This window comes from Microbacterium sp., from assembly GCF_041641055.1.
In the GTDB taxonomy this organism is placed as follows: Bacteria; Actinomycetota; Actinomycetes; order Actinomycetales; family Microbacteriaceae; genus Microbacterium.
In genome coordinates this window covers 149,804-173,396 of the sequence record NZ_JBEPZB010000005.1, presented here as the reverse complement: position 1 = coordinate 173,396, position 23,593 = coordinate 149,804, and the positions used below count along the sequence as shown (strand labels likewise).

31 protein-coding genes are annotated in these 23,593 nt (G+C 69.6%); 21 read left to right on the top strand and 10 right to left on the bottom strand.

Annotation, left to right across the window (positions count from 1 at the left end; all coding sequences use genetic code 11):
• Window positions 1-43: 43 nt before the first annotated feature.
• Entirely contained in the window at window positions 44-295 is a 252-nt protein-coding gene (locus ACESK8_RS05335; protein ID WP_372967616.1) for a hypothetical protein, read from the bottom strand.
• Window positions 296-387: 92 nt separating this feature from the next.
• On the bottom strand, window positions 388-828 hold the full coding sequence (locus ACESK8_RS05330; RefSeq protein WP_372967615.1) for a hypothetical protein: 441 nt from the start codon (window positions 826-828) through the stop codon (window positions 388-390).
• Between the two features lie 111 nt (window positions 829-939).
• Here ACESK8_RS05330 and ACESK8_RS05325 point away from each other — a divergent pair, with 111 nt between their 5' ends.
• Window positions 940-1,188: a hypothetical protein gene (locus tag ACESK8_RS05325; RefSeq protein WP_372967614.1), complete on the top strand. Its 249-nt coding sequence runs from the start codon at window positions 940-942 to the stop codon at window positions 1,186-1,188.
• Window positions 1,185-1,625: a BLUF domain-containing protein gene (locus ACESK8_RS05320; protein ID WP_372967613.1), complete on the top strand. Its 441-nt coding sequence runs from the start codon at window positions 1,185-1,187 to the stop codon at window positions 1,623-1,625. The genes ACESK8_RS05325 and ACESK8_RS05320 overlap by 4 nt, the downstream gene beginning before the upstream one ends.
• Before the next feature lie 21 nt (window positions 1,626-1,646).
• On the opposite strand, the gene ACESK8_RS05315 is transcribed toward ACESK8_RS05320, so the two are convergent.
• Window positions 1,647-2,513 (bottom strand): alpha/beta fold hydrolase, encoded by an 867-nt coding sequence (locus tag ACESK8_RS05315; RefSeq protein ID WP_372967612.1) that lies wholly within the window; start codon window positions 2,511-2,513, stop codon window positions 1,647-1,649.
• Between the two features lie 98 nt (window positions 2,514-2,611).
• Here ACESK8_RS05315 and ACESK8_RS05310 point away from each other — a divergent pair, with 98 nt between their 5' ends.
• From ACESK8_RS05310 to ACESK8_RS05295, 4 genes are all read left to right on the top strand, one after another.
• A complete protein-coding gene (locus ACESK8_RS05310; protein ID WP_372967611.1) occupies window positions 2,612-3,577 on the top strand; it encodes a TIGR03885 family FMN-dependent LLM class oxidoreductase in 966 nt (321 codons plus the stop codon).
• Window positions 3,574-5,238, top strand: a complete 1,665-nt coding sequence (locus tag ACESK8_RS05305; RefSeq protein ID WP_372967610.1) for an alpha-amylase family protein — start codon at window positions 3,574-3,576, stop codon at window positions 5,236-5,238. The genes ACESK8_RS05310 and ACESK8_RS05305 overlap by 4 nt, the downstream gene beginning before the upstream one ends.
• A 105-nt stretch (window positions 5,239-5,343) precedes the next feature.
• Complete coding sequence (locus ACESK8_RS05300; RefSeq protein ID WP_372967609.1) at window positions 5,344-5,571, top strand: DUF2188 domain-containing protein; 228 nt, start codon at window positions 5,344-5,346, stop codon at window positions 5,569-5,571.
• Window positions 5,568-6,728, top strand: a complete 1,161-nt coding sequence (locus tag ACESK8_RS05295) for a hypothetical protein (RefSeq protein ID WP_372967608.1) — start codon at window positions 5,568-5,570, stop codon at window positions 6,726-6,728. The genes ACESK8_RS05300 and ACESK8_RS05295 overlap by 4 nt, the downstream gene beginning before the upstream one ends.
• A 62-nt stretch (window positions 6,729-6,790) precedes the next feature.
• Here ACESK8_RS05295 and ACESK8_RS05290 read toward each other — a convergent pair whose 3' ends face one another.
• On the bottom strand, window positions 6,791-9,343 hold the full coding sequence (locus ACESK8_RS05290) for a LuxR C-terminal-related transcriptional regulator (protein ID WP_372967607.1): 2,553 nt from the start codon (window positions 9,341-9,343) through the stop codon (window positions 6,791-6,793).
• A gap of 122 nt (window positions 9,344-9,465) precedes the next feature.
• Between ACESK8_RS05290 and ACESK8_RS05285 the strand changes: the two genes are divergently transcribed.
• Both ACESK8_RS05285 and ACESK8_RS05280 read left to right on the top strand, forming a co-directional pair.
• Entirely contained in the window at window positions 9,466-10,017 is a 552-nt protein-coding gene (locus tag ACESK8_RS05285; RefSeq protein WP_372967606.1) for a hypothetical protein, read from the top strand.
• Window positions 10,018-10,069: 52 nt separating this feature from the next.
• Window positions 10,070-10,405, top strand: a complete 336-nt coding sequence (locus tag ACESK8_RS05280) for a hypothetical protein (protein WP_372967605.1) — start codon at window positions 10,070-10,072, stop codon at window positions 10,403-10,405.
• A 39-nt stretch (window positions 10,406-10,444) separates the two neighbouring features.
• Here the strand turns inward: ACESK8_RS05280 and ACESK8_RS05275 are convergent, their stop codons facing one another.
• The 5 genes from ACESK8_RS05275 to ACESK8_RS05255 all read right to left on the bottom strand — a co-directional run bounded on the left by ACESK8_RS05275 (window position 10,445) and on the right by ACESK8_RS05255 (window position 14,099).
• Entirely contained in the window at window positions 10,445-11,173 is a 729-nt protein-coding gene (locus ACESK8_RS05275) for an ANTAR domain-containing protein (protein ID WP_372967604.1), read from the bottom strand.
• An 11-nt stretch (window positions 11,174-11,184) separates the two neighbouring features.
• Window positions 11,185-11,523, bottom strand: coding sequence for an ATP-dependent DNA ligase (locus ACESK8_RS05270; protein WP_372967603.1), 339 nt, complete (start codon window positions 11,521-11,523; stop codon window positions 11,185-11,187).
• A gap of 114 nt (window positions 11,524-11,637) precedes the next feature.
• Complete coding sequence (locus ACESK8_RS05265; protein ID WP_372967602.1) at window positions 11,638-12,135, bottom strand: DUF2243 domain-containing protein; 498 nt, start codon at window positions 12,133-12,135, stop codon at window positions 11,638-11,640.
• Complete coding sequence (locus ACESK8_RS05260) at window positions 12,132-13,019, bottom strand: cytochrome c oxidase assembly protein (RefSeq protein WP_372967601.1); 888 nt, start codon at window positions 13,017-13,019, stop codon at window positions 12,132-12,134. The genes ACESK8_RS05265 and ACESK8_RS05260 overlap by 4 nt, the downstream gene beginning before the upstream one ends.
• 15 nt (window positions 13,020-13,034) lie before the next feature.
• Entirely contained in the window at window positions 13,035-14,099 is a 1,065-nt protein-coding gene (locus ACESK8_RS05255; protein ID WP_372967600.1) for an SDR family oxidoreductase, read from the bottom strand.
• Window positions 14,100-14,299: 200 nt separating this feature from the next.
• Here ACESK8_RS05255 and ACESK8_RS05250 point away from each other — a divergent pair, with 200 nt between their 5' ends.
• The 5 genes from ACESK8_RS05250 to ACESK8_RS05230 all read left to right on the top strand — a co-directional run bounded on the left by ACESK8_RS05250 (window position 14,300) and on the right by ACESK8_RS05230 (window position 18,447).
• A complete protein-coding gene (locus tag ACESK8_RS05250) occupies window positions 14,300-15,430 on the top strand; it encodes a glutamate--cysteine ligase (protein WP_372967599.1) in 1,131 nt (376 codons plus the stop codon).
• Between the two features lie 136 nt (window positions 15,431-15,566).
• Window positions 15,567-16,337 carry a hypothetical protein gene (locus ACESK8_RS05245; RefSeq protein WP_372967598.1) on the top strand — a complete coding sequence of 257 codons (771 nt, stop codon included), beginning with the start codon at window positions 15,567-15,569 and terminating at the stop codon, window positions 16,335-16,337.
• The gene (locus tag ACESK8_RS05240) at window positions 16,315-16,728 is read left to right on the top strand and encodes a phage holin family protein (protein WP_372967597.1); all 414 of its coding nucleotides are present in this window, start codon (window positions 16,315-16,317) and stop codon (window positions 16,726-16,728) included. The genes ACESK8_RS05245 and ACESK8_RS05240 overlap by 23 nt, the downstream gene beginning before the upstream one ends.
• Window positions 16,725-17,288: a DUF3618 domain-containing protein gene (locus tag ACESK8_RS05235; protein ID WP_372967596.1), complete on the top strand. Its 564-nt coding sequence runs from the start codon at window positions 16,725-16,727 to the stop codon at window positions 17,286-17,288. The genes ACESK8_RS05240 and ACESK8_RS05235 overlap by 4 nt, the downstream gene beginning before the upstream one ends.
• Window positions 17,289-17,361: 73 nt before the next feature.
• On the top strand, window positions 17,362-18,447 hold the full coding sequence (locus ACESK8_RS05230) for a YihY/virulence factor BrkB family protein (protein ID WP_372967595.1): 1,086 nt from the start codon (window positions 17,362-17,364) through the stop codon (window positions 18,445-18,447).
• Between the two features lie 17 nt (window positions 18,448-18,464).
• On the opposite strand, the gene ACESK8_RS05225 is transcribed toward ACESK8_RS05230, so the two are convergent.
• Window positions 18,465-18,668, bottom strand: coding sequence for a hypothetical protein (locus ACESK8_RS05225; protein WP_372967594.1), 204 nt, complete (start codon window positions 18,666-18,668; stop codon window positions 18,465-18,467).
• Window positions 18,669-18,735: 67 nt separating this feature from the next.
• Here ACESK8_RS05225 and ACESK8_RS05220 point away from each other — a divergent pair, with 67 nt between their 5' ends.
• The 8 genes from ACESK8_RS05220 to ACESK8_RS05185 all read left to right on the top strand — a co-directional run bounded on the left by ACESK8_RS05220 (window position 18,736) and on the right by ACESK8_RS05185 (window position 23,548).
• The gene (locus ACESK8_RS05220) at window positions 18,736-19,110 is read left to right on the top strand and encodes a thiol-disulfide oxidoreductase DCC family protein (protein WP_372967593.1); all 375 of its coding nucleotides are present in this window, start codon (window positions 18,736-18,738) and stop codon (window positions 19,108-19,110) included.
• Between the two features lie 68 nt (window positions 19,111-19,178).
• Window positions 19,179-19,472 (top strand): hypothetical protein, encoded by a 294-nt coding sequence (locus ACESK8_RS05215; RefSeq protein ID WP_372967592.1) that lies wholly within the window; start codon window positions 19,179-19,181, stop codon window positions 19,470-19,472.
• Window positions 19,473-19,547: 75 nt separating this feature from the next.
• Entirely contained in the window at window positions 19,548-19,769 is a 222-nt protein-coding gene (locus tag ACESK8_RS05210; RefSeq protein WP_372967591.1) for a DUF2795 domain-containing protein, read from the top strand.
• 72 nt (window positions 19,770-19,841) lie between these two features.
• Window positions 19,842-20,336 carry a DUF6098 family protein gene (locus ACESK8_RS05205; RefSeq protein ID WP_372967590.1) on the top strand — a complete coding sequence of 165 codons (495 nt, stop codon included), beginning with the start codon at window positions 19,842-19,844 and terminating at the stop codon, window positions 20,334-20,336.
• The gene (locus ACESK8_RS05200) at window positions 20,336-20,674 is read left to right on the top strand and encodes a hypothetical protein (protein ID WP_060926950.1); all 339 of its coding nucleotides are present in this window, start codon (window positions 20,336-20,338) and stop codon (window positions 20,672-20,674) included. The genes ACESK8_RS05205 and ACESK8_RS05200 overlap by 1 nt, the downstream gene beginning before the upstream one ends.
• Before the next feature lie 51 nt (window positions 20,675-20,725).
• Window positions 20,726-21,721 carry a glycosyltransferase family 2 protein gene (locus ACESK8_RS05195; protein WP_372967589.1) on the top strand — a complete coding sequence of 332 codons (996 nt, stop codon included), beginning with the start codon at window positions 20,726-20,728 and terminating at the stop codon, window positions 21,719-21,721.
• Between the two features lie 58 nt (window positions 21,722-21,779).
• Window positions 21,780-23,417, top strand: coding sequence for a sodium-dependent transporter (locus tag ACESK8_RS05190; protein WP_372967588.1), 1,638 nt, complete (start codon window positions 21,780-21,782; stop codon window positions 23,415-23,417).
• Window positions 23,414-23,548 carry a methionine/alanine import family NSS transporter small subunit gene (locus tag ACESK8_RS05185; RefSeq protein WP_082297825.1) on the top strand — a complete coding sequence of 45 codons (135 nt, stop codon included), beginning with the start codon at window positions 23,414-23,416 and terminating at the stop codon, window positions 23,546-23,548. The genes ACESK8_RS05190 and ACESK8_RS05185 overlap by 4 nt, the downstream gene beginning before the upstream one ends.
• Window positions 23,549-23,593: the final 45 nt, after the last annotated feature.

The window sequence follows — 23,593 nt, the reverse complement described above, 5'->3', positions numbered from 1 at the left end:
AAGGATTGCCGGGCGTCGGTGTCGTCGATCGCATCACGCCGGATCACATCTCCCAGTCGTCCCACGGCACACCCCACGGGGGCTGCTCGGCCTCGGCGTGACCGGCCAGCACCTTCGAGATCACGACCCGAGTCGTGGGCCGGATGAGCACGCTGATCGCCTCACGATCGCCGACCAGAGTGACGAACGCGGGAGGGTCTGCGGCGGCGGCTTCGATCTGCGCCATCACCGCGACCAGATCCTGATCGGTCCCCAAGGGGAAGCTTCTGCCGTCGATTTCGATGTGAGTCGTCACGCGCCTTCCCTTCCGTTGCAGGGAGGCTACGCCTGTGGGCCGCGCGCCCGAGGGGCCTTGCATGCCGGGCGAGCAGTCGCTAGGAGCGGTGATCAGCCCGCGGCGGCCGCGTCCCGCTCCTCCTCCGAGTTCGGGGTCCAGCCGTACCAGCCGCTCCCGGTGTCCATCACGCTCCAGTCACCGCAGGCGAACACGGTCTTCGCCTTGTACGGGTCAGGTGCGTCGTCGAGAACCCACGAGGGTGCCGAGTACCGCTCGACTTCGGCGCACTCCTCGGCGAGAGCCGCGTCGCTGGTGAGCAGGATGACGGCATCCGCGGCATCCTCGACCGTCGATGTCCGCACGGTGATGTCGGTCGCGTCGGCGGGTACCCACTCCGCATCGACCTCCGCATCCTTCAAGAACGCGTCGGCGTCGTCGAACGTCGAGGTCGCCTGCTTGTGGACGAGGCTGTCGTAAGCCGAGCAGCCGGAGAGGGCGAACGCCCCCGCGAGGAACAGTGCGGGGACGGCGACGAGAGTGCGAGTGTTCATGAATCCAGCTTCGCCGGACTGGGACGCTACGGCATCGTGCGCGCGATGCATCGGCATCACTCTGGAGGATGATTCGGAGCCCACCGCATCCGCGATATGTACGCTGGTGCCATGGCTGATCCGTCGTCGTCTCCGTCTCGCCCGCTGTGGGCGAGCGTGGCCGACGGGTTCTACGTCGGCAGTCGGGACGGGACGTTCCTCGGCTACGTCGACCGGCTGGCGGACGGCGCCTGGCGTGCCTTCGATGCCGCGTCCCGTGCGATCGGCGACTTCGCCGACCACCACGCCGCGATGGCCGCCGTGTCGACGGTCGTGACAGTCGACGGAGAGGCCGGGATGCGCGGAGGGGATGCCGGATGACCGCTCAGAACCCGCTCGTCTCGCTGGTGTATTCCAGCAGTGCCACGCATCCGTTCGGCGACGATCAACTGGCCGAACTCCTGACCGTGAGCCGCAGCCGGAACAGTGCGCGCGACATCACCGGGATGCTGCTGTACCGACGTGGCGAGTTCGTCCAGATCCTCGAAGGTGCGCGGTCGGATGTCGAGAGCCTGATGGCGACGATCGGCCGGGATCCGCGACACCGCGACATCCGGGTGCTGCTCGAAGAGCCGCTGCATGACCGGCGATTCGCGGAGTGGACGATGGGGTACCAGTCGCTCGCCGCCGCCGAGCCCGCGATGGCAGAGGGATACCGCGACTCGTTCGACGACCTCCGTGTGGGTGATCACGACATGATCGGACGGGCGATCATGGAGCTCACGCTGTGGTTCCGCGTGCGCGAGTCCGTGGGGTGAAGCCCGTGCCTACGGCGGGCATCACGACTGATCGAGGACGGCGCGGAGCTTCGCGGCGAACGCCTCCGGCTGGCCGGCGTACCCGAACTCCCCACCCATGAATCCGCCGTGGTGGCTGGGGAAGACGGTCGCCTCCTGGCCGAGCTCCTTCGCGAGGGCCACGGCCGTGCGGCCGGTGTAGACCGCGAGCGATTCCTCTCCGACGGCGACCACGATCCGCGCGGGAGAGGCCCTCAGCGCATCGAGGTCCGGCGTGTAGAGCGGCACCGCCCACGAGCGGTCCGAGAGCAGCGGGTCGTCGCGCGAGCCGTCGTCCTCGGTGGGTAACCCGAAGGAGGCAGGGTCGGGCACCGGCTGGGCGAAGTACTCGTCGGTCAACTCGCCCTCCCACGAGGTGAGTGCGATGAACCCGGCCATGCCGGCACCCCAGCCGCGCTCCTGGTACAGCTGCGTGTACGCGATCCTGGCGCGATGGACGGCATCCGCATCGGGGAGCACCGCATCGATCGGCGGTTCGTGGGCGACGAGGGTCACGACGTCACCCGGATGCGCTGTGACGAGGGCGAGCGCGGTCACCGCTCCGCCGCTGCTCCCGAACAGGTCGACCGGACCCACCCCGAGAGCCTCGATGATCGCGTGCACGTCTTCGGCCTGCGCCTCCGGCTCGTTCGTCACCTCGCCGTCCGTGCGACGGCTCCGACCGAGTCCCCGCGGGTCGTACGTCACGACCGTGCGGTCGTCGAAGAGCTTCACCTGGGCCTGGAATCCGCTGGCGTCCATCGGCTGGCCGATCATCATCAGGGGACGGCGGCCGTCAGCGGTGGGGAGCGGCCCGTGGACGTCGTAGACCAGCTCCGCTCCGGGTAGCTCCAGCGTGTGCTGCGTCATGGAAGACCTCCGAGGGGACGATGTCCGTGCATCTTCCCAGGCCGCGGACGAGGTGTCCACCTCTCCCGAAAGTCGCTCTTCCTTGGAAGACTCGACCCATGGTGTTCATCGGTTTTCATGCGTCGCACGAGCAGATCGCACCGAGCGCCCTGCTGGATGCCGTCATCGGCGCCGAGCGCGCGGGGTTCGACGGAGCGATGTGCTCCGACCACCTCGCGCCCTGGACGCGCGCACAGGGGCAGTCGGGATTCGCGCTGAGTTGGATCGCCGCCGCGCTCGCGTGCACCGACTTCTCGATCGGCATGGTCAACGCACCGGGCCAGCGCTACCACCCGGTCATGATCGCGCAGGCGTTCGCCACACTCGAGGAGATGTTCCCCGGCCGCTTCTGGGCAGCGATGGGCAGCGGTGAGGCGGTCAACGAGCACGTCACCGGCGAGGGATGGCCGGCCAAGAGCATCCGCAACGAGCGGTTGAGAGAAAGCGTCGACGTCATCCGTCGCCTGATCGCGGGAGAGGAGGTCGATCACGACGGGCTCGTGCGCGTGCACCGCGCCCGGGTGTGGAGCCGGCCTGCGGAACCGCCGCCCCTGTTCGCGACGGCGGTGAGCGCCGAGACCGCCGAGTGGGCCGCGTCGTGGGCGCAGGGTCTCGCGACGGTCGCGCAGGAACCCGCCGCTCTGCGCCGCGCCGTCGAGGCGTACCGCGGTGCGGGAGGCGCCGGCCCCTGCATCCTGCAGGTGCATCTCAGTCTGGCCGAGAGCGACGACGCGGCGTTCGCCATCGCCCGCGACCAGTGGCAGAACGGCCTGCTGTCGCCACCGGTCACCTGGGATCTCGAGCAGCCGGAGGACTTCGAGGCCGCGGTCGCCGGGCTCGACCTGGAGGATCTGCGAAAGTCCGTCCTCGTCGATCACGACACCTCGTCGCTCGCCGATCGCATCGCCGAGCTCGTCGAGATCGGCTTCGACCGTGTCTACCTGCATCACGTGGGCACCGAGCAGGCGGGGTTCCTGGATGCCGCGGCATCCGAGCTGATCCCGGCCCTGAAGGAGCGACTGTGAAGATCACCGACACCAGCGACCTGTGGTGGAAGACCGCCGTCATCTACTGCCTCGACGTCGAGACCTTCCTCGATTCGAACGGCGACGGAGTCGGCGACCTGCAGGGGCTCTCGCAGCGCATCGACTACCTGGCGCAGCTCGGTGTCACCTGCCTCTGGCTGATGCCGTTCTATCCGACTCCCGACCGCGACGACGGCTACGACGTCAGCGACTTCTACGGCATCGATCCTCGTCTCGGCAACCACGGCGACCTGGTCGAGGTCATCCGCACCGCACGGGATCGTGGGATGCGGGTGATCGTCGACCTGGTCATCAACCACACCTCCGACCGGCATCCGTGGTTCGTCTCCGCTCTGCGCAGCGTCGATTCGCCCTACCGCGACTACTACGTCTGGCGCTCGGATGCGCCGCCGAAGGGTCAGAAGAACGCCGTCTTCCCCGGACAGGCCAACGGGATCTGGGGCAAGGACGAGAAGTCAGGGCAGTGGTACCAGCACAGCTTCTACGAGCACCAGCCCGACCTGAACCTCGCCAATCCGCGCGTGCGGGATGAGATCGCCAAGATCATCGGATTCTGGCTGCAGCTGGGCATCTCCGGGTTCCGGGTCGACGCTGTGCCCTTCCTCCTCGAGATCCCGGAGGGGGTGGACATCCCCGAGCCGCACGACATGCTGCGTGACATCCGGCGGTTCCTGCAGCGGCGATCGAGTGAGGCGATCCTCCTCGGCGAGGTGAACCTGCCGTACGAGACGCAGGTGGACTACTTCGGCGGGGAGAACGGCGACGAGCTCACCATGCAGTTCGACTTCGTCGGGATGCAGGCGCTGTATCTCTCGTTCGCGCGCCAGGATCCGGCTCCGCTGATCGCCGCACTGCGGGATCGCCCGGTGCTCGGGCCCGAGGTGCAGTGGGCGAACTTCCTGCGCAACCACGACGAGCTCACTCTCGACAAGCTCAGCGACGCCGAGAGGCAGGAGGTGTTCGAGGCCTTCGCGCCGGATGAGCGCCAGCGTGTCTTCGGTCGCGGGATCACCCGCCGGCTGCCCCCGATGCTCGGCGGCGACCCCCGCCGCATCCGCATGGCCTACAGCCTGCTGTTCACGCTGCCCGGCACGCCGGTGCTGTTCTATGGCGAGGAGATCGGCATGGGCGAGAACGTCGAGATCTCCGGCCGCGAAGCCGTGCGGACCCCGATGCAGTGGTCCGCCGAACGCAACGGCGGATTCTCGGATGCCGCCCCGCGCCGCCTCACGGCGAAGCCGCCGTCCGACGGCTACGCGCCCGAGCACGTGAACGTCGCCGCCCAACTCGTCGATCCGGACTCGCTGCTGTACTTCGTCCGCGCCCTCACCTCGCGCTACCGCATCTCGCCGGAGCTGGGATGGGGCACGTTCGAGGTCGTCGACCAGTCGGCCGACTCGCTTCTCGTGCACTCGCTCACGGCAGACGTCGGCCGGGTCATCGCCCTCCACAACTTCGCGGAGGTGCCGGTGACGACGACTTTCCGCGTGGCTGACGAGCCGGACGGCACCACCCTGCTCGACCTGCTCGAACCCTCGCACATCCCCCTCGGCCCCGACGGCGCGGTGGAGCTGGAGGTAGCGGCGTACGGCTATCGCTGGCTGCGGGTCTCACGACCCGGCGACGGCCGGGTCGTCTGAGTCTCACGCGGGGCGGCCTGCACGAACTCGTCCCGGTGCGCAAGGGTCTTCGAACCGTCCGCGGACGGCGGTACGACGGTCTCTCACGAACAGTGAGGAGAGATCATGCCGAAAGGTGACGTCGAGACGTTCCACGAAGAGGGCGCCTGGTACAACCGCATCGAGGGGGAGCCTGACGCTTTCAGCGGCGCGCACTCGACGCGGGAGGAAGCTGTGGCCGTCGGGCGGGAGACGGCGAAGGCGCGGCAGGTCGAGCACATCGTGCGCCACGTCGACGGCACGGTGGGGGACCGCAGCACCTACGGGCACGATCCCCGCGACATCAAGGGATGAGGTTCTTCGTCGCTCGCGTCCTCGGCCAGGTGCTGCGCGCCGGGATCGCACTGATCCTGCTCGTCCGTCGGCCCCGGCCCATCCATTCGCAGGGTGTCGTCTTCGACGGGGAGCTCGTCCTCCTCGAGGGGAGGGCGACGTCCGGGATCGGCTGGTTCGACCGGCATCACGGCGACGCGGTGCCGGTCGTGGCGCGGGTATCGCGCGGTGCCGGCTTGCCGACGTGGCTGCCCGACGTCACGGGTCTCGGAGTGCGCTGGCAGCACGAAGGCAAGGATGTCGACGTCGAGCTCTCGTCGACCGGCATCGGATTTCCGGGGCGCTTCCTGCTGCTGCCTCGGCTCAGCCCGTCGAGGGCCACGCTGAGCAGCATCCTGCCGTATCGCACCGCGCGCGGACTGGTGCTGCTGTGTGCGCGCACGATGCCGCCTCGACGGCTTCCCGCTCCGCTGTCCGCGCTTTGTCGCGCGGTGGAGGAGGAGCCGTGGCAGCTGCGTCTCTACTTCGCGTCTCCGCGCGGCCGGTGGCATCCGTTCGCCGACCTGCGGCTGAGCGCACCGCGCGGCGACGACCCGAGTCTGCGGCTCGACACCGACCGCAACGGTCTGCCCGGTGCCGAGTCGTATGGCTGGGCGCGGGCGCTGCGGCAGCCGTCGTACCGGCTCGCGCAGCGCACGCCGCGGCGGCGGCCGGACGATAGCGCTTCATCCAGGAACGCTCAAGCCCCCTGCGACGAGGCGGCGCCTCCGCGCACACTGGCGAGAGCGGCATCGCCCGGCTCTGCGAAGAGCACGAGCATCCAGCCGCCGAGCGAAAGGGATGACATGGAATCGACACCGTTCTCCACCGACGGCAGCGCCGACTCGGTACAGCCCCTGCGTCACGGGGACGCGACCGCGGTGGGCGATCCGAGCGACGACCCGGCGCAGGTCGAATGGGACCGCACCGAGGCGCTGGACGCCGGAGCCGACGAGGCCGACCTCGACCCTGCCACCGCGACCGGCGCCGACCCGGACGAGATCCCCTCCGATGACGACGAGGTCCCCGCACAGGATCAGCCCCGGTCCACCCTGCAGCCGGAGAGCCAGGGCGAGGACCCGCTGATCGCCGACCTGGGCGAGGAGGGCGAGGGAGACCTCAGCCCGAACGACGTCTGACCGCCAGCAGACGAGCACGCGCGAGGCGGTGGACTCCGCCTCGCGCGTCGCTCAGTGCGGTATCAGTGCTCGGCCAGCAGGTCGTACGCCGCAGCCTTCTCGATCGCCTCGGCCCGATTGCGCGCGTCGAGCTTGCGGTAGATGCTGCGCAGCTGGGTCTTGAGGGTGTTCGGCGACACGTTCAGATCCGCAGCGATCGACTGCAGTGATGCCCCGGATGTCAGCGCGCGCAGCACGACACGCTCGCGAGAAGAGAGACGAGGGCGCTCCGAGGTCGCGGGGAAGACTCCTCGCCCCGGCACGGCCTTCGCCCCGCGGTCGGTGAGGAACTCGCGCAGGAAGTCGACGTCCTCCGGGTCGAGCAGCCCGACGGGCGTCGTCAGCTCGCGGTCGTCGAGTCGCACGAGAAGGGTCTCCGCCGTCTTGCGGGCTGCCGCGTCGCCGGCGGTGCGCCGGAGGGCCGCGACCTGCACGGCGGCCGTCTCGGCGCGCTGACGAGAGGTCACCGGAGCGCGGCGCGTCTGCGCGAGCATCCGAGCCGCTTCCGACGCCTGCCCCTCGACGAGCGCGAGCCGCGCACGTTCGAGGAGGGTGTCGAAGGTGTCGGGTCTGGCATCCTGTCGCAGGACCTCGCGCGCTGCCGCCTGATCGCCGGCGGCGAGGTGCAGCAGTGCGCGCGCCCGACTGAGCGTCTGCCGGGCGTGTGTGCCGGCGCCCTCCCGCCCGCGCAGCCGGCACAAGGAGTCCAGCTGTTCGAGACCCGCTGCGGCCCGGCCCTCGTGCAGGGCGACCCAGGCCTCGGCGACGCCCATGATCAGCCAGTGCTCGCTGGTCGAGAGATGCGGGCCGAACACCTGCACGTGCGCGCGTGCGGCGACGACGTCGCCCTCCTCGATCGACAGGAACGCCTCGGCCACGCGATACAGGGTGCCGCGGTACCCGTCGAGGTGGTCCTGGCCCCATGCCGAATCGCGGATCAGTTCGGCATAGTGCCGCGCCTCCGGCATGTCGCCGTTCAGAGCATGGATGCCACTGAGCAGCGCGATCGCGTGATACGCCTTGACCATGTCGTGCGAGGCACCCAGGGACGCCGCGTACTCGAAGCACTCGACCGCGGCATCCACACGCCCGCCGTAGTAGAGAGAGATGCCCAGATGGGTGCAGAGCAACGGCATCTCGACGGCGTAGGGCTCCCAGATCGACTCGGGGGTCTCGCGGTAGAGGTTCAGCGCCTTGCTCGCGACGTGCGCCGCGCGTTCGGACATCCCGATCAGCCGCAGCGCGGCGCTCTCGGCCGCCCAGATGAAGACGCGTTCGGTGGGCCCGAGTCCATTGCGGCGCGAGTTCGCTGCCGAGATGGCTACCCGCAGCAGCTGCAGGCCGCGCAGGCGCCGCAGCTTGCTCGCGATGTAGCAGATGGCCAGCAGCATCGCGATGAGCGGCTGGTCCCTGAGACGCGAGATGGGAAGGCGGCGCAGCAGACGCACGGCCTCCGGGCCATGGCTCTCGAGCAGCTGCGTCCACCCCGACATGATCACGTGCGACGCGAGGGAGAGGTCGTCGTGCTCGACGGCGAGGCGCAGCGCATCCATCGGCGCCCGCCGCTCGAGCGCCCCGTCGATCGCGATGCGCATCAGCCCGGGGATCTCGTCTGCGCGAGCATCCACCAGCCCGCGGTGCAGCAGCTCCCTGGCGACCGGCACGAGGGAGAACACGCCGTCCGCCGACCGACGCCCGATCCCGAAGGTCTCGGCATCGTCGAGGATGTTCTCGATGTCGTCCGCGCCGGTGAGCGCTCGTGCGGTGTCGACATCCACGGCATCCGCGATGCTGATCCTGGTGAGAGCCGCGAGCGCGTCGGCGTCGACTCCCGACCGTTCGAGCCGGGGCCGCAGGTACTCCGCGACAGCAGGGGCGGCGGCCTCGAGCAGGGTCGACGGATCGCCGACCACGCGCTGCTTCGATGCGGCATGGATGAGGGCGGGGAATCCGCCCGTCGCCGCGAGCACCTGAACGGCATCCGGCTGCCGGATGTGCAGCGCGCGGGATATCTCGTCCTCGTCGAACAGCAGATCGTCGGGACCGATGACCGTGCGGTCGATCATCAGGTCGAGACCGTCGCTGTCGAACGGGCTGCGCCGACTCGTGGCGACGATCAGACGCGCATCCGGCGCAGCGGCCAGGGTGCGGCAGATGTCGAACACGCTCTCCCGATCCTGATCGGCGGCGTCATCGAGCACCAGGACGAGCGGATGCTGCACCTCCGCGAGGTGAGCGGCGACGACCCGCCAGGCATCGACGGCCCGGCCGGCAGCCGGGTCCGCCGGGAGCTCTGCGCTCGCGGCCGGCGCGAGTCCGCGGCGTCCGAGGGCACGCAGCACGGCCTGGGCAAGGGACGCGCTCGATCCGTCAGGTCCCGGAGCGACCCACACCACCGTCGAGGCCGAAGCCCTGGTCCACTCGGCCAGAACGACGGTTTTGCCCATGCCGGAGGCGCCGCGCAGGACCGTCAGCGCATCGGCGCTCTCCAGCGCCGCGACGAGCCGGGGACGCGTGATGACATCACTCGGCACACGGGGCGCGTCAGAGCGCGCGAGCGCGGCGGATGGCTGCATCGTTCCTCCCCCGGATCGTGTGCGTCTCTACGATATGCCGAAACATCGGATGTGGGGCGGGGAATGTCCCGGGCCCGGAAGCAGGGATCAGCGAACCGCGCGCGCGGTTCTAGGCTGGACGGATGGATGAAGCACGCGTCGACCCTGCGAAGCGGATCCCCACGAGCGCACTGCTCGTCAGCGCCGCGTTCGGCACCGTCCAGGCGCTCCTCTTCGCGATGATCGTGCCGGTGACGACCGTGCTCGCCGTCTCGTCACCGCCCGCGTACGCGCTGGTCGCCGCCATCCACAGCGCGATGCCGCTGCTGGCGCGCGTCGTCACCCGCACGCCGGGGATGGCGACCTTCACCGCCTTCGTCACCGGCATCCTCACCGTGGCGGTGTCGCCGATCGGGCCGCTGGCGGTGGTCCCGATGCTGTGCGCTGCGCTCACGTTCGACCTCGTGCTCCCGCTGCGCCGCGGAGTCGCGCCGAAAGCACCGCGCATCCTTCTCGCCGCCGCGGTGGCCGGCGTCGTCCTGTTCGTCGTCTCGCTGCCGGTGTTCTCCCCAGACCACCTGGTGCCGGGCATCCTCGTGGCGACCCTCGCCTGCCGCATCGTCGGCGAGCTGGCGGTGGCCGCCGGCGTCATCGGCATCCGACGCCTGCTGCAGCGCGCCGGAGCCGTACGCTGACCGCAGCGTTCTGCCCCTGCCGCCCGCGAACGATCGCGCGTATCGTTCATATATGGGAAGACTCTTCTATGGGTCGTCGCATCCGCCGATCCTCATCGACGACAGGGCGCTGGCTCATCTCAAGATCGTGATCGCGACGAAACTGCGCCGTCAGGAGAGCTTCACGCTGTCCTGGGTGCACAAGGATGGCGAGGCGCCCGGTCGCTCGACCATCTGGCTGCACCCCTCGATCCCGCTGCGCTTCGTGTTCGATGAGACCGAGGCGCCGCCGCTGAATCCACGGTGGATCGAGGCGCTCTCGCAGACGCTCAGCAGCACCGGGGGAGTGTGCCTGATCGATGAGATCATCGATCCGACCGAAGGTGACTCCAGCCCGAGCTCGCCCTGACAGACAGTCGCCCCTGAGCGGTGCCCCGGATGCCGAGACTCAGAGCGAGAGTCGTCGCTCGACGATCTGCTGAGCCACGTCGTGCAGTCGTGCGTTGATGCTCCTGGCGTGCTGTCGGAGGATCTTGAAAGCCTCGTCGATCGAGACCCCGCGCTGGAACGCGACCGCCCCTTTCGCCTGCTCGATCACGACCCTGCTGTCGAGGGCGTGCTGCAGCTGCGCCGCTCGGTCGGCCCGATCGCGGAGTGCCCGGTGCTGCACCAGGCCGATGGTCGCGAAGTCGCTCAGAGCCTGCGCCACGGCCGCATCCTGATCGGTCAGGGCTCCGACCCGATCGAAGAAGAGGTTCAGGGCGCCGAGGTGCTGTCCGCGCAGGGTGAGGGGCACCGCATATCCAGAGCGGAGTCCGCGGCGCAGCGCCACCGGCACGAAATCGGGCCAGCGCTCGCCGCTGGATGCAAGGTCGGCCGTCTCGACCACGCTGCCGGACCGGAAGCTGTCGAGACACGGCCCCTGCTCGACCCCCAGTTCGGTCTCCTCGATGTCACTCGCGCGCTCGCTCGTGGACCCCACGACGTGCAGGCGGCCGTCGCTGTCGGCGAGCAGGAGGCCGGCATCGACTGCCGGGGTGAAACGGGTCGCGGCATCGACGAGCAGATCCATCGTGTCGATCACGTCGTACGCGGGGTCGAGCGCGTCGGCGAGACGGGTGAAGACGGCGGTCAGGTCGTTCTCCGCATCGGAGTCGGTAGTGCCGGTGCCACTCATGCCGCTCCTCCTCAGACGGCGGGGACCGTCGTGGTCTGTCCCGTGCTCGGCGCGTGGCTCGGCTCGTGCACCAGGTAGAGACCCGTCGGGGAGTTCGCCGTGAAGGCGAGCGCTTCGATCCACGCGCGGTTGATCTCCGGCAGCTGGCCACCTGCGTACTTGAAGACGAGGTTGCAGGCCGCGTGCATCCAGACCGAGCTGCGACCGCCGCCGATGCTGGCGTCTTCGCGCCAGGTGAAGAGGAACGGCTCACCGCGGCGCAGCTTCGTCGAGATCACGACCTGCAGGTGGTGGAGCGCACGGTCCTCGATCTCGACCTTCTGACTGCCCTCGTATACGAACTTTCCCATGATCCTCGTCCCTTCACCGGTCTCGATCGCGGAATCATTCTCCCCCTCGACCCCAGGCCTACCGGGCTGGTCCCCCGGTCGCAAGGGCCTTGTACCTTCCATCGCGACCGATAGTCACGACTCCGATCCGGGATCGTCGGCGCGGGCTTCCGACGTCCGGCGGGCGGACAGCAGCAGGCTCAGACCGGCGAGCACCAGCACGATCGCTGCCGCGTTCCAGATCAGGTCGTAGGGCAGGAGGTCGACGCCGTAGCGGATCTCATGCAGACGCAGCACCTTGTGGTTGATGAGCCCGTCCCACAGCTGGAAGGCGCCCAGTCCGACGAGGAATCCGGCCCACGCGGCGCGGGCGACCAGTGCGTCCTGCCTCCGTGCCTCGAGCATCAGGAAGAAGCCGGCGGCGAGCGCGAACAGCTCTCCCGCGTGCAGCAGACCGTCGGAGATCAGCCCGATGTCACCGCTCTCCCGATCGACGAAGTGGTGCCACTGCAGCAGCTGATGGAACACGATCTCGTCGATCGCCGCCATGGTGCCGACACCGAGCAGCACTGCCGCCCAGAACGATCGCCCGCCTCTGAGGCGTCGGGGAGTCGTCGCAGTGTGTGCAGTCATGGAGTCTCCTTTCGGGGTGCGGCCGCGACGGTCGCCTTCTCGGCGCGACCCGAGGTGCGTCCGGCCGGGGGCCACGCGGACCGTCGCCCGCGACTGCGATACCAACTGAGCAGGACCAGCGCGAGAAGCATGAGGTCGACCGCGTCTCCGCCGTAGTACATGACCTGCGCGCCCGTCTGCAGGTCGGCGACCGCGACCCCCGGCACCTGGACGAGAGCGCTCAGCCCGCCAGCGCCAGCAGAGTCCGGGGAGAACCCCGAGGCGTAGAGCGTCTTCGCGAGGATCCCGTGCGCGGCGAGCGCGAGGATGAGTACCACCACTCGCACGCGGAGGGACGCGCGATGCGGCGCGGGGTCGACGGGGGCCACCGAGGCGGTGAAGAGGCACCCGGCCACGAGGAAGTGCAGCATGACGAGCAGGTGGACGAGCGGATCGGCGGTCGCCGCGTAGATCGGTGAGGCGTACAGCATCCAGAGGCTGCCGACCGAGAGCAGGGCGGCGACCACCGGATGCGTCACGACGCGCACAGGCACGCTGCGCAGTGCGCGGCTGAGTCGCCGGGCCGGCTGCAGGGCGAAGCTGCGCAGGGCGAGCGTGACGGGCGCGGCGAGCACCAGGAGCACGGGTGCCACCATGCCGATCAGGAGGTGCCCGACGGCATGTCCGGTGAACGGTCGGTCCGCGGCGGCGAGAGTCAGCGGCGAGAGGGCGAGAGCGGACAGCCCGAGGCCTGCGATCCAGCATCCGGTCCGCCACCAGGGCCACGGGCGCCCTCCGACCGACTCCGCGATGGCGGCGGCGAGGTAGATGAGTGCGGCCGCGGCGAACGGCAGCAGGAGGATCCCCTGGCCGAACGACAGCGACGGGTGCGCGTGATCATGCATGGGCCGACCGCGGTGTCAGGGCCTCGATGCCGCATCCGTCTGTCGCCCCGGGCGGACGAGCCCCGAGACCGCGCACAGCGCAGCCGCGCCGAGCAGCAGGCGGCGAGCCCGCGGATGCAGCTGCAGCCACGTGTAGACGCTCAGCCGGCGTCCGCGTCGGGGAAGGCTCCCTCCGTCCTCGCGCTCATCGGCCGCGAACAGGTTGCCCGGACGAGGGGCCGACGCCTCGCTCGTGTGCATCATCCGCACGCCGAAGCGACCGAACACCCGGTCGATCGCACGCGGGGCGAAGGACTGGGCCAGAGCGAGCAGCCGGCCGCCACCACCCGCGTACAGCTCGTCGACGGGATGCGCCGCGGCATACGCGATGCACTCGGCCACGACTCCGGGGGCGTAGTACGGCGGCGGAGCCGACGGACGATGCTGCAGATGCGAGCCCGAACTCGCGAAGAGCGGGGTGTCGATGACCGCCGGGCGCACGAGGGTCAGCGAGATCGGCTCTCGTCGGTCCCGCAGCTCGCGCCGGAGCCCCTGCATCGCCCCTTCGACGGCGCGTTTCGCCGCGGCGTACGCGCTGTGCAGCGGCAGCGTCGTGCCTGCCTCGACCGAGGAGACGCAGATCAGCGCACCGCCACCGGCGCGGCGGAGGGCGGGGAGGGCCGCCTGCGCGCCGTGGATCTGACCGAGGTAGTCGACCTCGATCAGACGGCGGAACTCCTCCGGCGTCGTCTCCTCGAAGCGGCCGTACAGCAGCACCCCGGCATTGTTCACCCAGGTGTCGATGCGCCCGAACCAGCTCTCCGCCGCGTCCGCGGCATCCTGCACCGCTGCGGCGTCGGTGACGTCGCAGACCACGTGCCGTGCCGTCCCGCCCGCGGCGGTGATGCGGTCGACCGTCTCCTGCAGCCGTTCCTCGTGCCGACCCAGCAGCACGACGCGGGCACCGGCGGCGGCGAGTCTCTCGGCGGTCGCGCGGCCGATGCCACGGGAGCCGCCGGTGATGACGACGACCTGCTGCGACAGCGGGCGGAGCCGCATCCTCCGTCCGCGCCGACCTGTGGGGCGTGAGCCCGTCGTCATCCCGTCTCCTCTCGTCCTGCGGTGAGGTGCTGCTGAGGCACCGACTCCCGCGACCTCTGAGAGCGTTTGTAGTTCGCTCCCATCGCCTGCGCGTCACCCTTGCGCATTTCGGCATCCTGTGATGAGGTTCGCGGCGCTCCGGTCACGCGGTGAAAGTCAAGCGTCTGTGCGTGGGCCGCGATTCACGGCTGAATACGACCATGAGAACTTTCGGGGTCGAAGAAGAACTGCTGCTGGTCGATGAACGCACCGGCCTGCCGACAGCCGCCGCGCCGCGCATCCTGGAATGGCAGGCAGACGAGGGCGCTCCGGCGCTCGAGGCGGAGATCCAGCAGGAGATGATCGAGGTCGTCGGCCCCGTCTGCACGACCGTGTCGCAGCTCGCTCAGGGGATCGCCGACGGCCGTCGGCGGGCGGACGCCGAGGCCGCCGACGTCGGTGCGAGGGCGGTGGCGCTCGCCACGCCTCCGGTCGCCGTGCACCCGCATCCGTCCCCGTCGCCGCGCTACGAAGAGATGATGCGGCGATACGGCGTCACCGCCCGGCGTACCCTCACGTGCGGCTTCCATGTGCACGTCGGCGTGGACTCCGCGGAGGAGGGCGTCGCCGCGCTCGACCGCATCCGCGACTGGCTCCCGACCATCCTCGCTCTGAGCAGCAACTCGCCGTTCTGGGACGGAGCCGACACGGGCTACGCGAGCTACCGCAACGACGTCTGGAGCCGCTGGCCCTCAGCCGGTGCGAATCCCGTGTTCGGATCGGAGGCGGCGTACCGAGAGCACGAGCGTGCCCTGGTGGACTCGGGCGTGCTGCTGGATGCCGGGATGCTGTACTTCGACGCCCGGCTCTCCCGCCACCACCCGACGCTGGAGGTGCGCATCGCCGACCTGTGCCTGCGCGAGGAGGATGCGGTGACGATCGCCGCACTGTGCCGCGGCCTGGTCGAGACCGCGATCATGGACTGGCGTCGCGGCGTCAGCCCGATCGGCACCGACCAGCGGGTGCTGAGGCTGGCGACGTGGCGGGCGGCCCTGAGCGGAGTGCGCGGCGAGCACGTGCATCCGCTCACCGGCGGCCCTTGCGCTGCGGACTCCGCGGTGGCGGCTCTGCTCGACCACGTCCGACCGGGGCTGGAGGTCTCCGGTGATCTCGAGCGGGTGACCGACGGCGTCCAGGCGATCCTCCGGCGGGGGACGGGTGCCGACTGGCAGCGCGAGCAGGTCGCTCGTCGCGGGCTCGTGGGCGACATCGTCCGGAGCCTGACCGCACGGCGGGGCGGCTCGGACGATGCGCCCGCGCCGCACGAGGAGTCGGCGCCGGCCGGCGTCTGACTCGCGCGCGCTATTACACCCGCCACCTCGAATTCGGCAAGGGTGCTCCGCACGGCTTTTCGCTCCGACTAGAACCAGTGTCACCAATCCCCACGATCGGTCCACGAAGTCGATCGGTCCGCGAAAAGGAGCACTGATGTCGAACAGTTTCGAGACGACGAGCCCGAGCGGCTCGGACGTGCAATCCCCGCATGACTCGGGAAAGGCGGATGCTGCCAAGCACGAAGCCGCCGACCTCGCAGGCACCGCCACGGCCCAGGCGAAAGACGTCCTCGGCACCGCCAAGGACGAGGCGGCGTCGGTGGTCGGCGAGGCCAAGACGCAGGTCAAGGACCTCTACGCCCAGACCACGCGGGAGCTGAAGGCGCAGGCGAACACCCAGCAGCAGCGTCTCGCGGGCGGCCTCCGCTCGGTGAGTGACGAGCTCGGGTCGATGGCCTCGAACTCCGAGGGGTCGGGTGTGGCGAGCGATCTCGTGCAGCAGGTCGCCGGACGGCTGTCGGGCGCTGCCAGCTGGCTCGGCGACCGCGATCCCGCATCCGTCGTGACCGAGGTCAAGCGCTTCGCACGGCGCAAGCCCGGCGTCTTCATCCTCGGCGCCGCGATCACGGGCGTCGTGGTCGGGCGGCTCACCCGCGCGCTGGCGTCGAACCACTCCTCGGATGAGGGCTCGACATCCGCCGGGTCCGGCTCGCCGGCCGTCGCGCCGCCCGTCTCGCCGCCGGTCGAGGTGCACCCCGACCCGGCCGTGCCGGTGCCGGTGGGCTCGTCCACCGCCGTCGGCGGGGCGACCGGGGCTGCGCAGACCGGCGCGGTCCCGCCCACCTACCAGGGCGGCGCGCAGACCACCTGGACCGGATCCGGTGCACTCGGGGAGGGAAGCGATGAGCGACCCCACTCCGTCTGAGGAGAAGGCGGCCACGAACTCGCTCGGCGATCTGCTGGGCGAGGTGTCGCGAGATCTGTCGACGCTGATGCGTCAGGAGCTCGCGCTGGCGAAGGCCGAGCTGCGCGAGACCGCCACGAAGTCCGCCAAGGGAGCGGGGCTCATGGGAGCCGCGGGGTATGCGGCGCTGATGGCCGTGTTCTTCCTGTCGATCGCCCTGTGGTGGGCGCTCGGGTACCTGATGGGCAGAGGCTGGTCCGGCGTCGTCGTCGCCGTGATCTGGGCGGTCATCGCACTCGTCCTGTTCTTGGTGGGACGCCAGCAGCTGAAGCAGGTCGAGGGCCTGCCGCAGACCGTCGACACGGTCAAGGAGATTCCGGAAGCACTGAAGAGAAATGAGGAGAACCGATGAGCGATTCACCCGATGAGATCCGCGCCGACATCGAGCGGACTCGACGAGAACTGGGTTCCGACGTCGACGCGCTGGCCGACAAGGTGACCCCGTCGAAGATCATGGACCGGCAGATGGGCAGGATGCGGGGCGCTCTGGGATCCGTCCGCGAGCGCGTCATGGGCGCCGCGGACGACGCCGGTTCGTCGCTCTCCGACGCCGGCGGACGGGTCGGAGATGTCAAGGACCGCGCCGTCGCCAAGGCGGAGGGCAACCCGCTCGCGGTGGGCCTGATCGCCTTCGGTGCCGGGCTCCTGCTCGCCTCGCTGGTGCCGGCTTCGTCGAAGGAGAAGGACCTCGCGGCGACCGTGAAGGACCAGGCCCAGCCGCTCGTCGACCAGGTCACGGATGTGGCCAAGGAGGTCGGCGAGCACCTCAAGGAGCCGGCGCAGGCGTCCGTCGAATCCGTCAAGGAGTCCGCCCAGGAGTCCGTCGCGGCGGTCAAGGACGAGGCGCAGTCGGCGGTCGGCGAAGTCACCGACCAGGCCCAGCAGGCCCGCGAGAACGTCGCAGGCAGCTGAGCCGCATCGACCGGGCGGACCCATGCACGGCGGGCGTGCGATGGGTCCGCCCCTTGTTCGGGAAGGACCACTCATGAGCCGGGATGACTCCACCACCCGGGAGCGGACGCACGACGCGTCCGTCGACCCCGAGGCGTCGACCAAGCCCGATTCGCCGGATGATCTGCATCGGCGGTCGTGGAAGTACGTCGCGCAGAAGACGATGCGCGAGTTCTCGTCCGATCAGTGCACGGACATCGCCGCCGCGCTGACCTATTACGCGGTGCTGTCGATCTTCCCCGGGCTGATCGCCGTCTTCTCGCTGCTGGGCGTGCTCGGCCAGGGTCAGGCCGCCGGTGACGCCGTGATCGGGATCGTCGAGCAGGTCGCCCCCGGCGACGCGGCCGAGACCGTGCGCGGTCCGATCGAGCAGTTCGCGGGTTCTCCCGCAGCCGGGTTCGCGCTCATCAGCGGTATCTTCCTCGCGGTGTGGTCGGCGTCGGGGTATGTCGGGGCCTTCAGCCGGGCGATGAACCGCATCTACGAGATCGAGGAGGGGCGCCCCTTCTGGAAGCTCAAGCCGACGCAGCTGCTGGTCACGGTCATCGCAATCGTGCTGTTCGTCCTCGCGGCGGTCATCCTCGTCGTCTCGGGCCCCGTCACGAAGGCGGTCGGCGATGCCCTCGGACTCGGTTCCGTGCCGCAGACCATCTGGTCGATCGCCAAGTGGCCGCTGCTGGCGTTCATCGTCGTGCTCGTCGTCGCGATCCTCTACTACGCCACCCCGAACGCGCGGCAGCCGAAGTTCCGCTGGATCAGCCTCGGTGCGCTCCTCGCCATCATCGTGCTGGTGCTCGCGACTGCCGGCTTCGCCTTCTACGTGGCCAACTTCTCCAACTACGACCGCACCTACGGGCCGCTGGCCGGCATCGTCATCTTCCTGCTCTGGCTCTGGATCGCGAATCTCGCGCTGCTGGTCGGCGCGGAGTTCGACGCCGAACTCGAGCGGGGACGTCAGTTGCAGGCCGGGATCGCGGCAGAGGAGGAGATCCGTCTCCCGGCGCGCGACACTCGCAAGAGCGACAAGGCCGCCGAGAAGGAGCGGAAGGATGTCGCGGAGGGTCGCCGCATCCGTGAAGGAGCCGATCCCGACTCCGCCCATCCCGAATCAGTCGAGTGATTCGGGAGCGCCGCGCGTCAGCGCGCGGTGGGAGGGAGCTTGCCGACGCCGTGCCGGTTCGGCTTGTCGGGCTCGGCGGCCGTCTCAGGAGCGGCGTGCGCCGGGCCGGAGGGCGGCTCGGATGTCGGGTAGCTCGGCTCCTCGATCTCGATCGCCTTGTCGCGCTCGTCGAGGGGAGGCAGGTGATCGAGGGGCTGTCTGATGTCGTCGGGGTGGCTCATGCGGTCAGGGTCCGCCCGCTGAGGCCCGCTCACCAGGGGCTTGACGTCGGGGCGTAGGGTCGAGAACATGCGCACCGGACCCCTCCTCGTCTACGACGGAGACTGCGCCTTCTGCACCACCTGGGTGCGGCGGCTCGAGACGCACCTCGGCCGGTTCCCCGAGGCCCAGCCCTGGCAGTGGGCGGATCTCGCCGACCTCGGCCTCACCACAGAGGACGTGACCCGGTTCGTCTGGCTGCTCGTCGGTGGGCGACGGTTCAGCGGACACGCCGCCTTCGCCGCACTGCTGCGTATGCAGCGCGAGTGGGGCTGGCGCTTCGCCGGACGGATGCTCGTGACACCGCCGTTCTCGTGGGCGGCGGCGCTCGGGTACTCGCTGATCGCCCGATTCCGGCATCGACTGCCCGGGGGCACTCCTGCCTGCGCGATGCCGCGGGTATGACAGCACCCGAACAATCGCCGGATGTCAACGCCCCTGGCTCAGTTCGCATGCTGGCCTAGCATCGCGTGATGGGACGCCTGAGATACGACAGCACGCTCGAGCCGATCACGATCGACGACGTGACGCTCGCGCACATGAAGATCATCGTCGGCACGAAGCTGCGCCGGCAGGAGAGCTTCATGATGTCGTGGGTGCCGGCGGATGAATCGGGTGACGGCCGGCTCACGGCCTGGATCCACCCGAGTATCCCGTTGGTCCTCGCGTTCGACTCGACAGAGCCGGTGCCGGTCGATCCCGAACGGATCGCGCGCATGATGCAGAACCTCAACGCGCACGGTGAGCTGATCATCGACGAGATGTGACGCGTGCCGGATACCGTGCTCGCGCCGACCTGTCAAGAGAGGCGAAGTTCTTCGGGCCGTCCGGAGAATGAGGGCATGAGGCACCATTCTCCCCACACCAGCACCCTCGAATCCGCCGCGCACGAACGACTCCTGGGCACCCTGCGCAGTATCGACTATCCCGCGACGAAGGATGATCTGCTGCGTATCGCCGTGCTCGACCATCTCGAGGTTCCCACCATCGACGCCATCCACGAGCTCCCCACTCGCGACTATCACGGCATCTCCGAGGTGCTGAAGGAGATCGCCCTCGACTGAGGCGCGCTGCCGGGGATTCGCCGAGTTGTCAATACCCTGCGATCACCCGAACGGATTTTCTACGCTGGCGCCATGTCCGACCTCACCGATGCGCCCCCGATCCCCACGGGGCCGCACCAGTCCGACGCGTCGCAGCCGCTGCGACGCGTGTCCCGTCTCGCCCAGTTGGCCGCCGTCGTGCGTGCTTGCCCCGGTCTGCACGTGCGCTACTCCGGCGGACCCGACGACGACGCCCGCCGCCACAGCATCGACACCGAGAGCGGTCTCGAACTGCCCGGCCTGTCGGTGAATCCCCTCGACGCCGAGGAATGGTGGACGCGTCCGCTCGAGGACTGGCTGGCTCGCCAGCTGTCGCAGTACCGGCACTTGGCCGAGAAGGACCCGGATCGGATGGCCTGGATCCTGCGCGGCACGGTCTCGGGCCGCGGCCCGGATTGCGAACCGCTGCTGCGTGACGTGGAGCCCGTCGCCGTGCTCACCGAGGAGCTGCTCGAAGAAGCGCGGGCGCGGTACGAGGAGAACTTCGAAGCCGGCCGGGGCCCTGCCGACGCGGAGGGAGAGTCCTGATGGGCAGGTTCATCTACGAGGGCACCACGCGCATCGAGGTCGAGGACCGGGCGCTCAGCCACCTCCAACTCGTCATCACCGCCAAGCTGCGCCGCGGCGAGGCGTTCAACTTCAGCTGGCGCGAGGATCAGAGCATCGGGGGAGGACGCACGACCGTGTGGCTGCATCCGGGATCTTCTCTCGTGTACCGCTTCCTCGGCAGTCGGCAGCCCTCGATCAACCGCCGCTGGATCGAAGCACTCGCCTTCACGGCGAACGCGCCGACCGGTCTCTACCTCGTGGCGGAGCCACCGGAGTCGTCGTCGGGCGTGAAGCTCGGAGTGCCGGCTGATCTCTAGCGTTTGTCAAGACCCGAGAGTCGGCCCTCGCCCCTCTCGTACCGTGCCGGCATGCAGCAGGCGTCTTCTTCGTCCGAGGTCGAGTACATCCTTCCCCTGCGGTGGGACGACGACGCGCACCTGGACGAGCTCACCGACTACCTGACGGCGTTGCGGGCGTGGGCGGACGTGACCGTCGTCGACGGGTCCGCCCCCGAGCGCTTCGCCGCTCATGCGGCGGCGTGGTCCGGACTGGTCAGGCACGTCCCGGTCGACGAGCGCCCCGGCGCGAACGGCAAGGTACGCGGCGTCCTCACCGGAGTCGCCATCGCGCGGCACGAACGGATCGTGCTCGCGGACGACGACGTGCGCTACGGCCGGCAGGCGCTGGATGCCGTCGTCTCGGCGCTCGACTCCGCCTCGCTCGTCGTCCCGCAGAACCACTTCGATCCGCTGCCGTGGCATGCGCGATGGGACACCGGAAGGACCCTGCTCAACCGGGCGGTCGGTCGGGACTGGCCGGGGACGTACGCCGTGCGTCGCTCGGTGCTGCGCACCGTCGGCGGCTACGACGCCGACACCCTGTTCGAGAATCTGGAGATGGAGCGGACGATCCGCGCCGTCGGCGGTATCGTGCAGGCGCGGCCGGACCTCTACGTCGCGCGCCGCCCGCCGACGACCCGACACTTCCTGTCGCAGCGGGTGCGGCAGGCGTACGACAGCTTCGCGCAGCCGGCGCGGCTGGTGCTCGAAGCATCCGCTCTCCCTCTGCTGTGTCTGCTCCGGCGGCGACCCGCTGCCCTCACGGTGGTGGTGCTCGCGCTGGTCGCCGCCGCGGAGGGCGGCCGACGCCGTGCCGGTGGCAGCGCCGTGTTCCCGGCGACGAGTGCGCTGTGGGCGCCGCTGTGGGTCGCGGAGAGGGCGGTCTGTGCGTGGCTGGCGATCGGCACTCGACTGCGAGGGGGAGTCCCGTACGGCGGACAGCGGATGCCGGTCGCGGCGCACGGCATCCGCACCATCAGACGGCGTCTCGAGCGGGAGCACGCCACCGGCGTCGCTCGGAAGTGATGCGACGGGCGGCAGAACCACGAGGTCGGACGACCGTGATTCCGGTAACCTCGTGCGCATGGCCACCGCAACGACGCAGTCCCCGAAGCGCGAAGCGTTCGGATCCCGCAACGTCTTCATCCTCTCGGCGATCGGCTCGGCCGTCGGGCTCGGCAACATCTGGCGATTCCCCTATGTCGCGTACGAGGGCGGTGGCGGAGCGTTCCTCATCCCGTACCTCTGCGCGCTGCTGACCGCCGGCATCCCGCTCCTCTTCTTCGACTACTCGATCGGCCACCGCTTCCGCGGCTCGGCGCCGCTCGCCTTCCGGCGTCTGCACCGCCGGGCCGAGCCGCTCGGCTGGTGGCAGGTGCTCATCTGCGTCGTCATCGCCGTCTACTACGCCGTCATCATCGCGTGGGCTGCGATGTACACCTGGTTCTCCGCGCAGCTGACGTGGGGTCCGGGCAACGAGAACGACTTCTTCTTCATCGACTTCCTGCGCTCGGCGGATGTCGCGCAGGTCGGCGTCTCGACGGAGTTCGTGCCGCAGGTCGGCCTCCCGCTCGTGGCCGTCTGGCTGATCGTGATCGTGATCATGGCGCTGGGTGTGAAGCGCGGCATCGGCCGCGCGAACATGATCCTGATGCCGCTGCTGACGGTGATGTTCGCGATCCTCGTCGTGCAGTCGCTCTTCCTCCCCGGCGCGATGGACGGCCTCAACGCCTTCTTCACGCCGAACTGGGAGGCGCTCGCCGACCCCGCGGTCTGGGCCTCGGCGTACGGGCACATCTTCTTCTCGCTCTCGGTCGCCTTCGGCATCATGGTCACCTACTCCTCGTACCTGAAGCGCAAGACCGACCTGACCGGCTCCGGACTGGTCGTGGCGTTCGCGAACTCGGGCTTCGAGATCCTCGCCGGCATCGGCGTCTTCGCCGCCCTCGGCTTCATGGCTCAGGCCCAGGGCACGGAGGTCGCGGGCGTGGCCTCCTCCGGCATCGGGCTCGCGTTCATCGCCTTCCCGACGATCGTGTCCCAGGCCGCCGGCGGATCCATCATCGGCGTGCTCTTCTTCGGCGCCCTGGTCTTCGCGGGGGTGACATCGCTGATCTCGATCCTCGAGGTCATCGTCGCCGCCCTCCAGGACAAGCTCGGCTGGGCGCGCATCCGCACGACGCTCACGGTGGCGATCCCGCTCGCGATCATCTCGATGGCGCTGTTCTCGACGACCACCGCGCTCTCGGTGCTCGATACGGCCGACGCCTTCGTCAACGCGTTCGGCATCATGGCGGTCGCGCTCGTCGCCGTCGTCGTGGTCGCCTGGCTCCTGCACAAGCTCCCTACGCTCGTCGAGCACCTGAACCGGCGCTCCAGCTTCCGGGTGGGTCGGTTCTGGATGCTGCTGGTCGGCGCTCTCGCGCCGCTCGTGCTCGGCTATCTGTTCGTCACCGAGCTGATCTCGAAGATCTCCGAGCCGTACGGCGGATATCCGAGCTGGTTCCTCGGGGTGTTCGGCTGGGGCATGGTCATCGCACTGGTGGTGTTCGCGCTGCTGCTGTCGGCGCTGCCGTGGAGCGGTCGCTCGCATGCGAAGGACGACCCCGAGTACGACGAGTTCCTCGTCGACGAGGCCTATGAACCGGACAGCGAGACCTCGGCGATCCCGATCGTCTCCACCTATGGGCCTGGCGCGGCCGAGAAGGGAACGGGCGCATGACCACGACAGCGATCGTCATGATGATCATCGCGATGGTCACGATCTGGGGCGGCCTCATCGCCGCCGTCGTGAACCTCGCCCGGCATCCCGAGGCGGCGGACTCCGAGCCCGCCCCGCCGGTCGAGCTCTGAGTCAGGCGGGTCCGCCGGCACGGACTCGCCCTGCTCGGACCCGCA

Bases quoted from the DNA above. Each gene is read 5' to 3' on its own strand.
- ACESK8_RS05275 (WP_372967604.1), bottom strand. From the start codon at position 11,173: ATGAGTGGCACCGGCACTACCGACTCCGATGCGGAGAACGACCTGACC.
- ACESK8_RS05255 (WP_372967600.1), bottom strand. From the start codon at position 14,099: ATGACGACGGGCTCACGCCCCACAGGTCGGCGCGGACGGAGGATGCGG.
- ACESK8_RS05320 (WP_372967613.1), top strand. From the start codon at position 1,185: ATGACCGCTCAGAACCCGCTCGTCTCGCTGGTGTATTCCAGCAGTGCC.
- ACESK8_RS05200 (WP_060926950.1), top strand. From the start codon at position 20,336: ATGGGCAGGTTCATCTACGAGGGCACCACGCGCATCGAGGTCGAGGAC.
- ACESK8_RS05220 (WP_372967593.1), top strand. From the start codon at position 18,736: ATGCGCACCGGACCCCTCCTCGTCTACGACGGAGACTGCGCCTTCTGC.
- ACESK8_RS05205 (WP_372967590.1), top strand. From the start codon at position 19,842: ATGTCCGACCTCACCGATGCGCCCCCGATCCCCACGGGGCCGCACCAG.
- ACESK8_RS05240 (WP_372967597.1), top strand. From the start codon at position 16,315: ATGAGCGACCCCACTCCGTCTGAGGAGAAGGCGGCCACGAACTCGCTC.
- ACESK8_RS05190 (WP_372967588.1), top strand. From the start codon at position 21,780: ATGGCCACCGCAACGACGCAGTCCCCGAAGCGCGAAGCGTTCGGATCC.
- ACESK8_RS05310 (WP_372967611.1), top strand. From the start codon at position 2,612: ATGGTGTTCATCGGTTTTCATGCGTCGCACGAGCAGATCGCACCGAGC.
- ACESK8_RS05325 (WP_372967614.1), top strand. From the start codon at position 940: ATGGCTGATCCGTCGTCGTCTCCGTCTCGCCCGCTGTGGGCGAGCGTG.
- ACESK8_RS05285 (WP_372967606.1), top strand. From the start codon at position 9,466: ATGGATGAAGCACGCGTCGACCCTGCGAAGCGGATCCCCACGAGCGCA.
- ACESK8_RS05295 (WP_372967608.1), top strand. From the start codon at position 5,568: ATGAGGTTCTTCGTCGCTCGCGTCCTCGGCCAGGTGCTGCGCGCCGGG.
- ACESK8_RS05235 (WP_372967596.1), top strand. From the start codon at position 16,725: ATGAGCGATTCACCCGATGAGATCCGCGCCGACATCGAGCGGACTCGA.
- ACESK8_RS05245 (WP_372967598.1), top strand. From the start codon at position 15,567: ATGTCGAACAGTTTCGAGACGACGAGCCCGAGCGGCTCGGACGTGCAA.
- ACESK8_RS05185 (WP_082297825.1), top strand. From the start codon at position 23,414: ATGACCACGACAGCGATCGTCATGATGATCATCGCGATGGTCACGATC.
- ACESK8_RS05250 (WP_372967599.1), top strand. From the start codon at position 14,300: ATGAGAACTTTCGGGGTCGAAGAAGAACTGCTGCTGGTCGATGAACGC.
- ACESK8_RS05225 (WP_372967594.1), bottom strand. From the start codon at position 18,668: ATGAGCCACCCCGACGACATCAGACAGCCCCTCGATCACCTGCCTCCC.
- ACESK8_RS05260 (WP_372967601.1), bottom strand. From the start codon at position 13,019: ATGCATGATCACGCGCACCCGTCGCTGTCGTTCGGCCAGGGGATCCTC.
- ACESK8_RS05230 (WP_372967595.1), top strand. From the start codon at position 17,362: ATGAGCCGGGATGACTCCACCACCCGGGAGCGGACGCACGACGCGTCC.
- ACESK8_RS05290 (WP_372967607.1), bottom strand. From the start codon at position 9,343: ATGCAGCCATCCGCCGCGCTCGCGCGCTCTGACGCGCCCCGTGTGCCG.
- ACESK8_RS05280 (WP_372967605.1), top strand. From the start codon at position 10,070: ATGGGAAGACTCTTCTATGGGTCGTCGCATCCGCCGATCCTCATCGAC.
- ACESK8_RS05330 (WP_372967615.1), bottom strand. From the start codon at position 828: ATGAACACTCGCACTCTCGTCGCCGTCCCCGCACTGTTCCTCGCGGGG.
- ACESK8_RS05315 (WP_372967612.1), bottom strand. From the start codon at position 2,513: ATGACGCAGCACACGCTGGAGCTACCCGGAGCGGAGCTGGTCTACGAC.
- ACESK8_RS05215 (WP_372967592.1), top strand. From the start codon at position 19,179: ATGGGACGCCTGAGATACGACAGCACGCTCGAGCCGATCACGATCGAC.
- ACESK8_RS05270 (WP_372967603.1), bottom strand. From the start codon at position 11,523: ATGGGAAAGTTCGTATACGAGGGCAGTCAGAAGGTCGAGATCGAGGAC.
- ACESK8_RS05195 (WP_372967589.1), top strand. From the start codon at position 20,726: ATGCAGCAGGCGTCTTCTTCGTCCGAGGTCGAGTACATCCTTCCCCTG.
- ACESK8_RS05265 (WP_372967602.1), bottom strand. From the start codon at position 12,135: ATGACTGCACACACTGCGACGACTCCCCGACGCCTCAGAGGCGGGCGA.
- ACESK8_RS05210 (WP_372967591.1), top strand. From the start codon at position 19,548: ATGAGGCACCATTCTCCCCACACCAGCACCCTCGAATCCGCCGCGCAC.
- ACESK8_RS05300 (WP_372967609.1), top strand. From the start codon at position 5,344: ATGCCGAAAGGTGACGTCGAGACGTTCCACGAAGAGGGCGCCTGGTAC.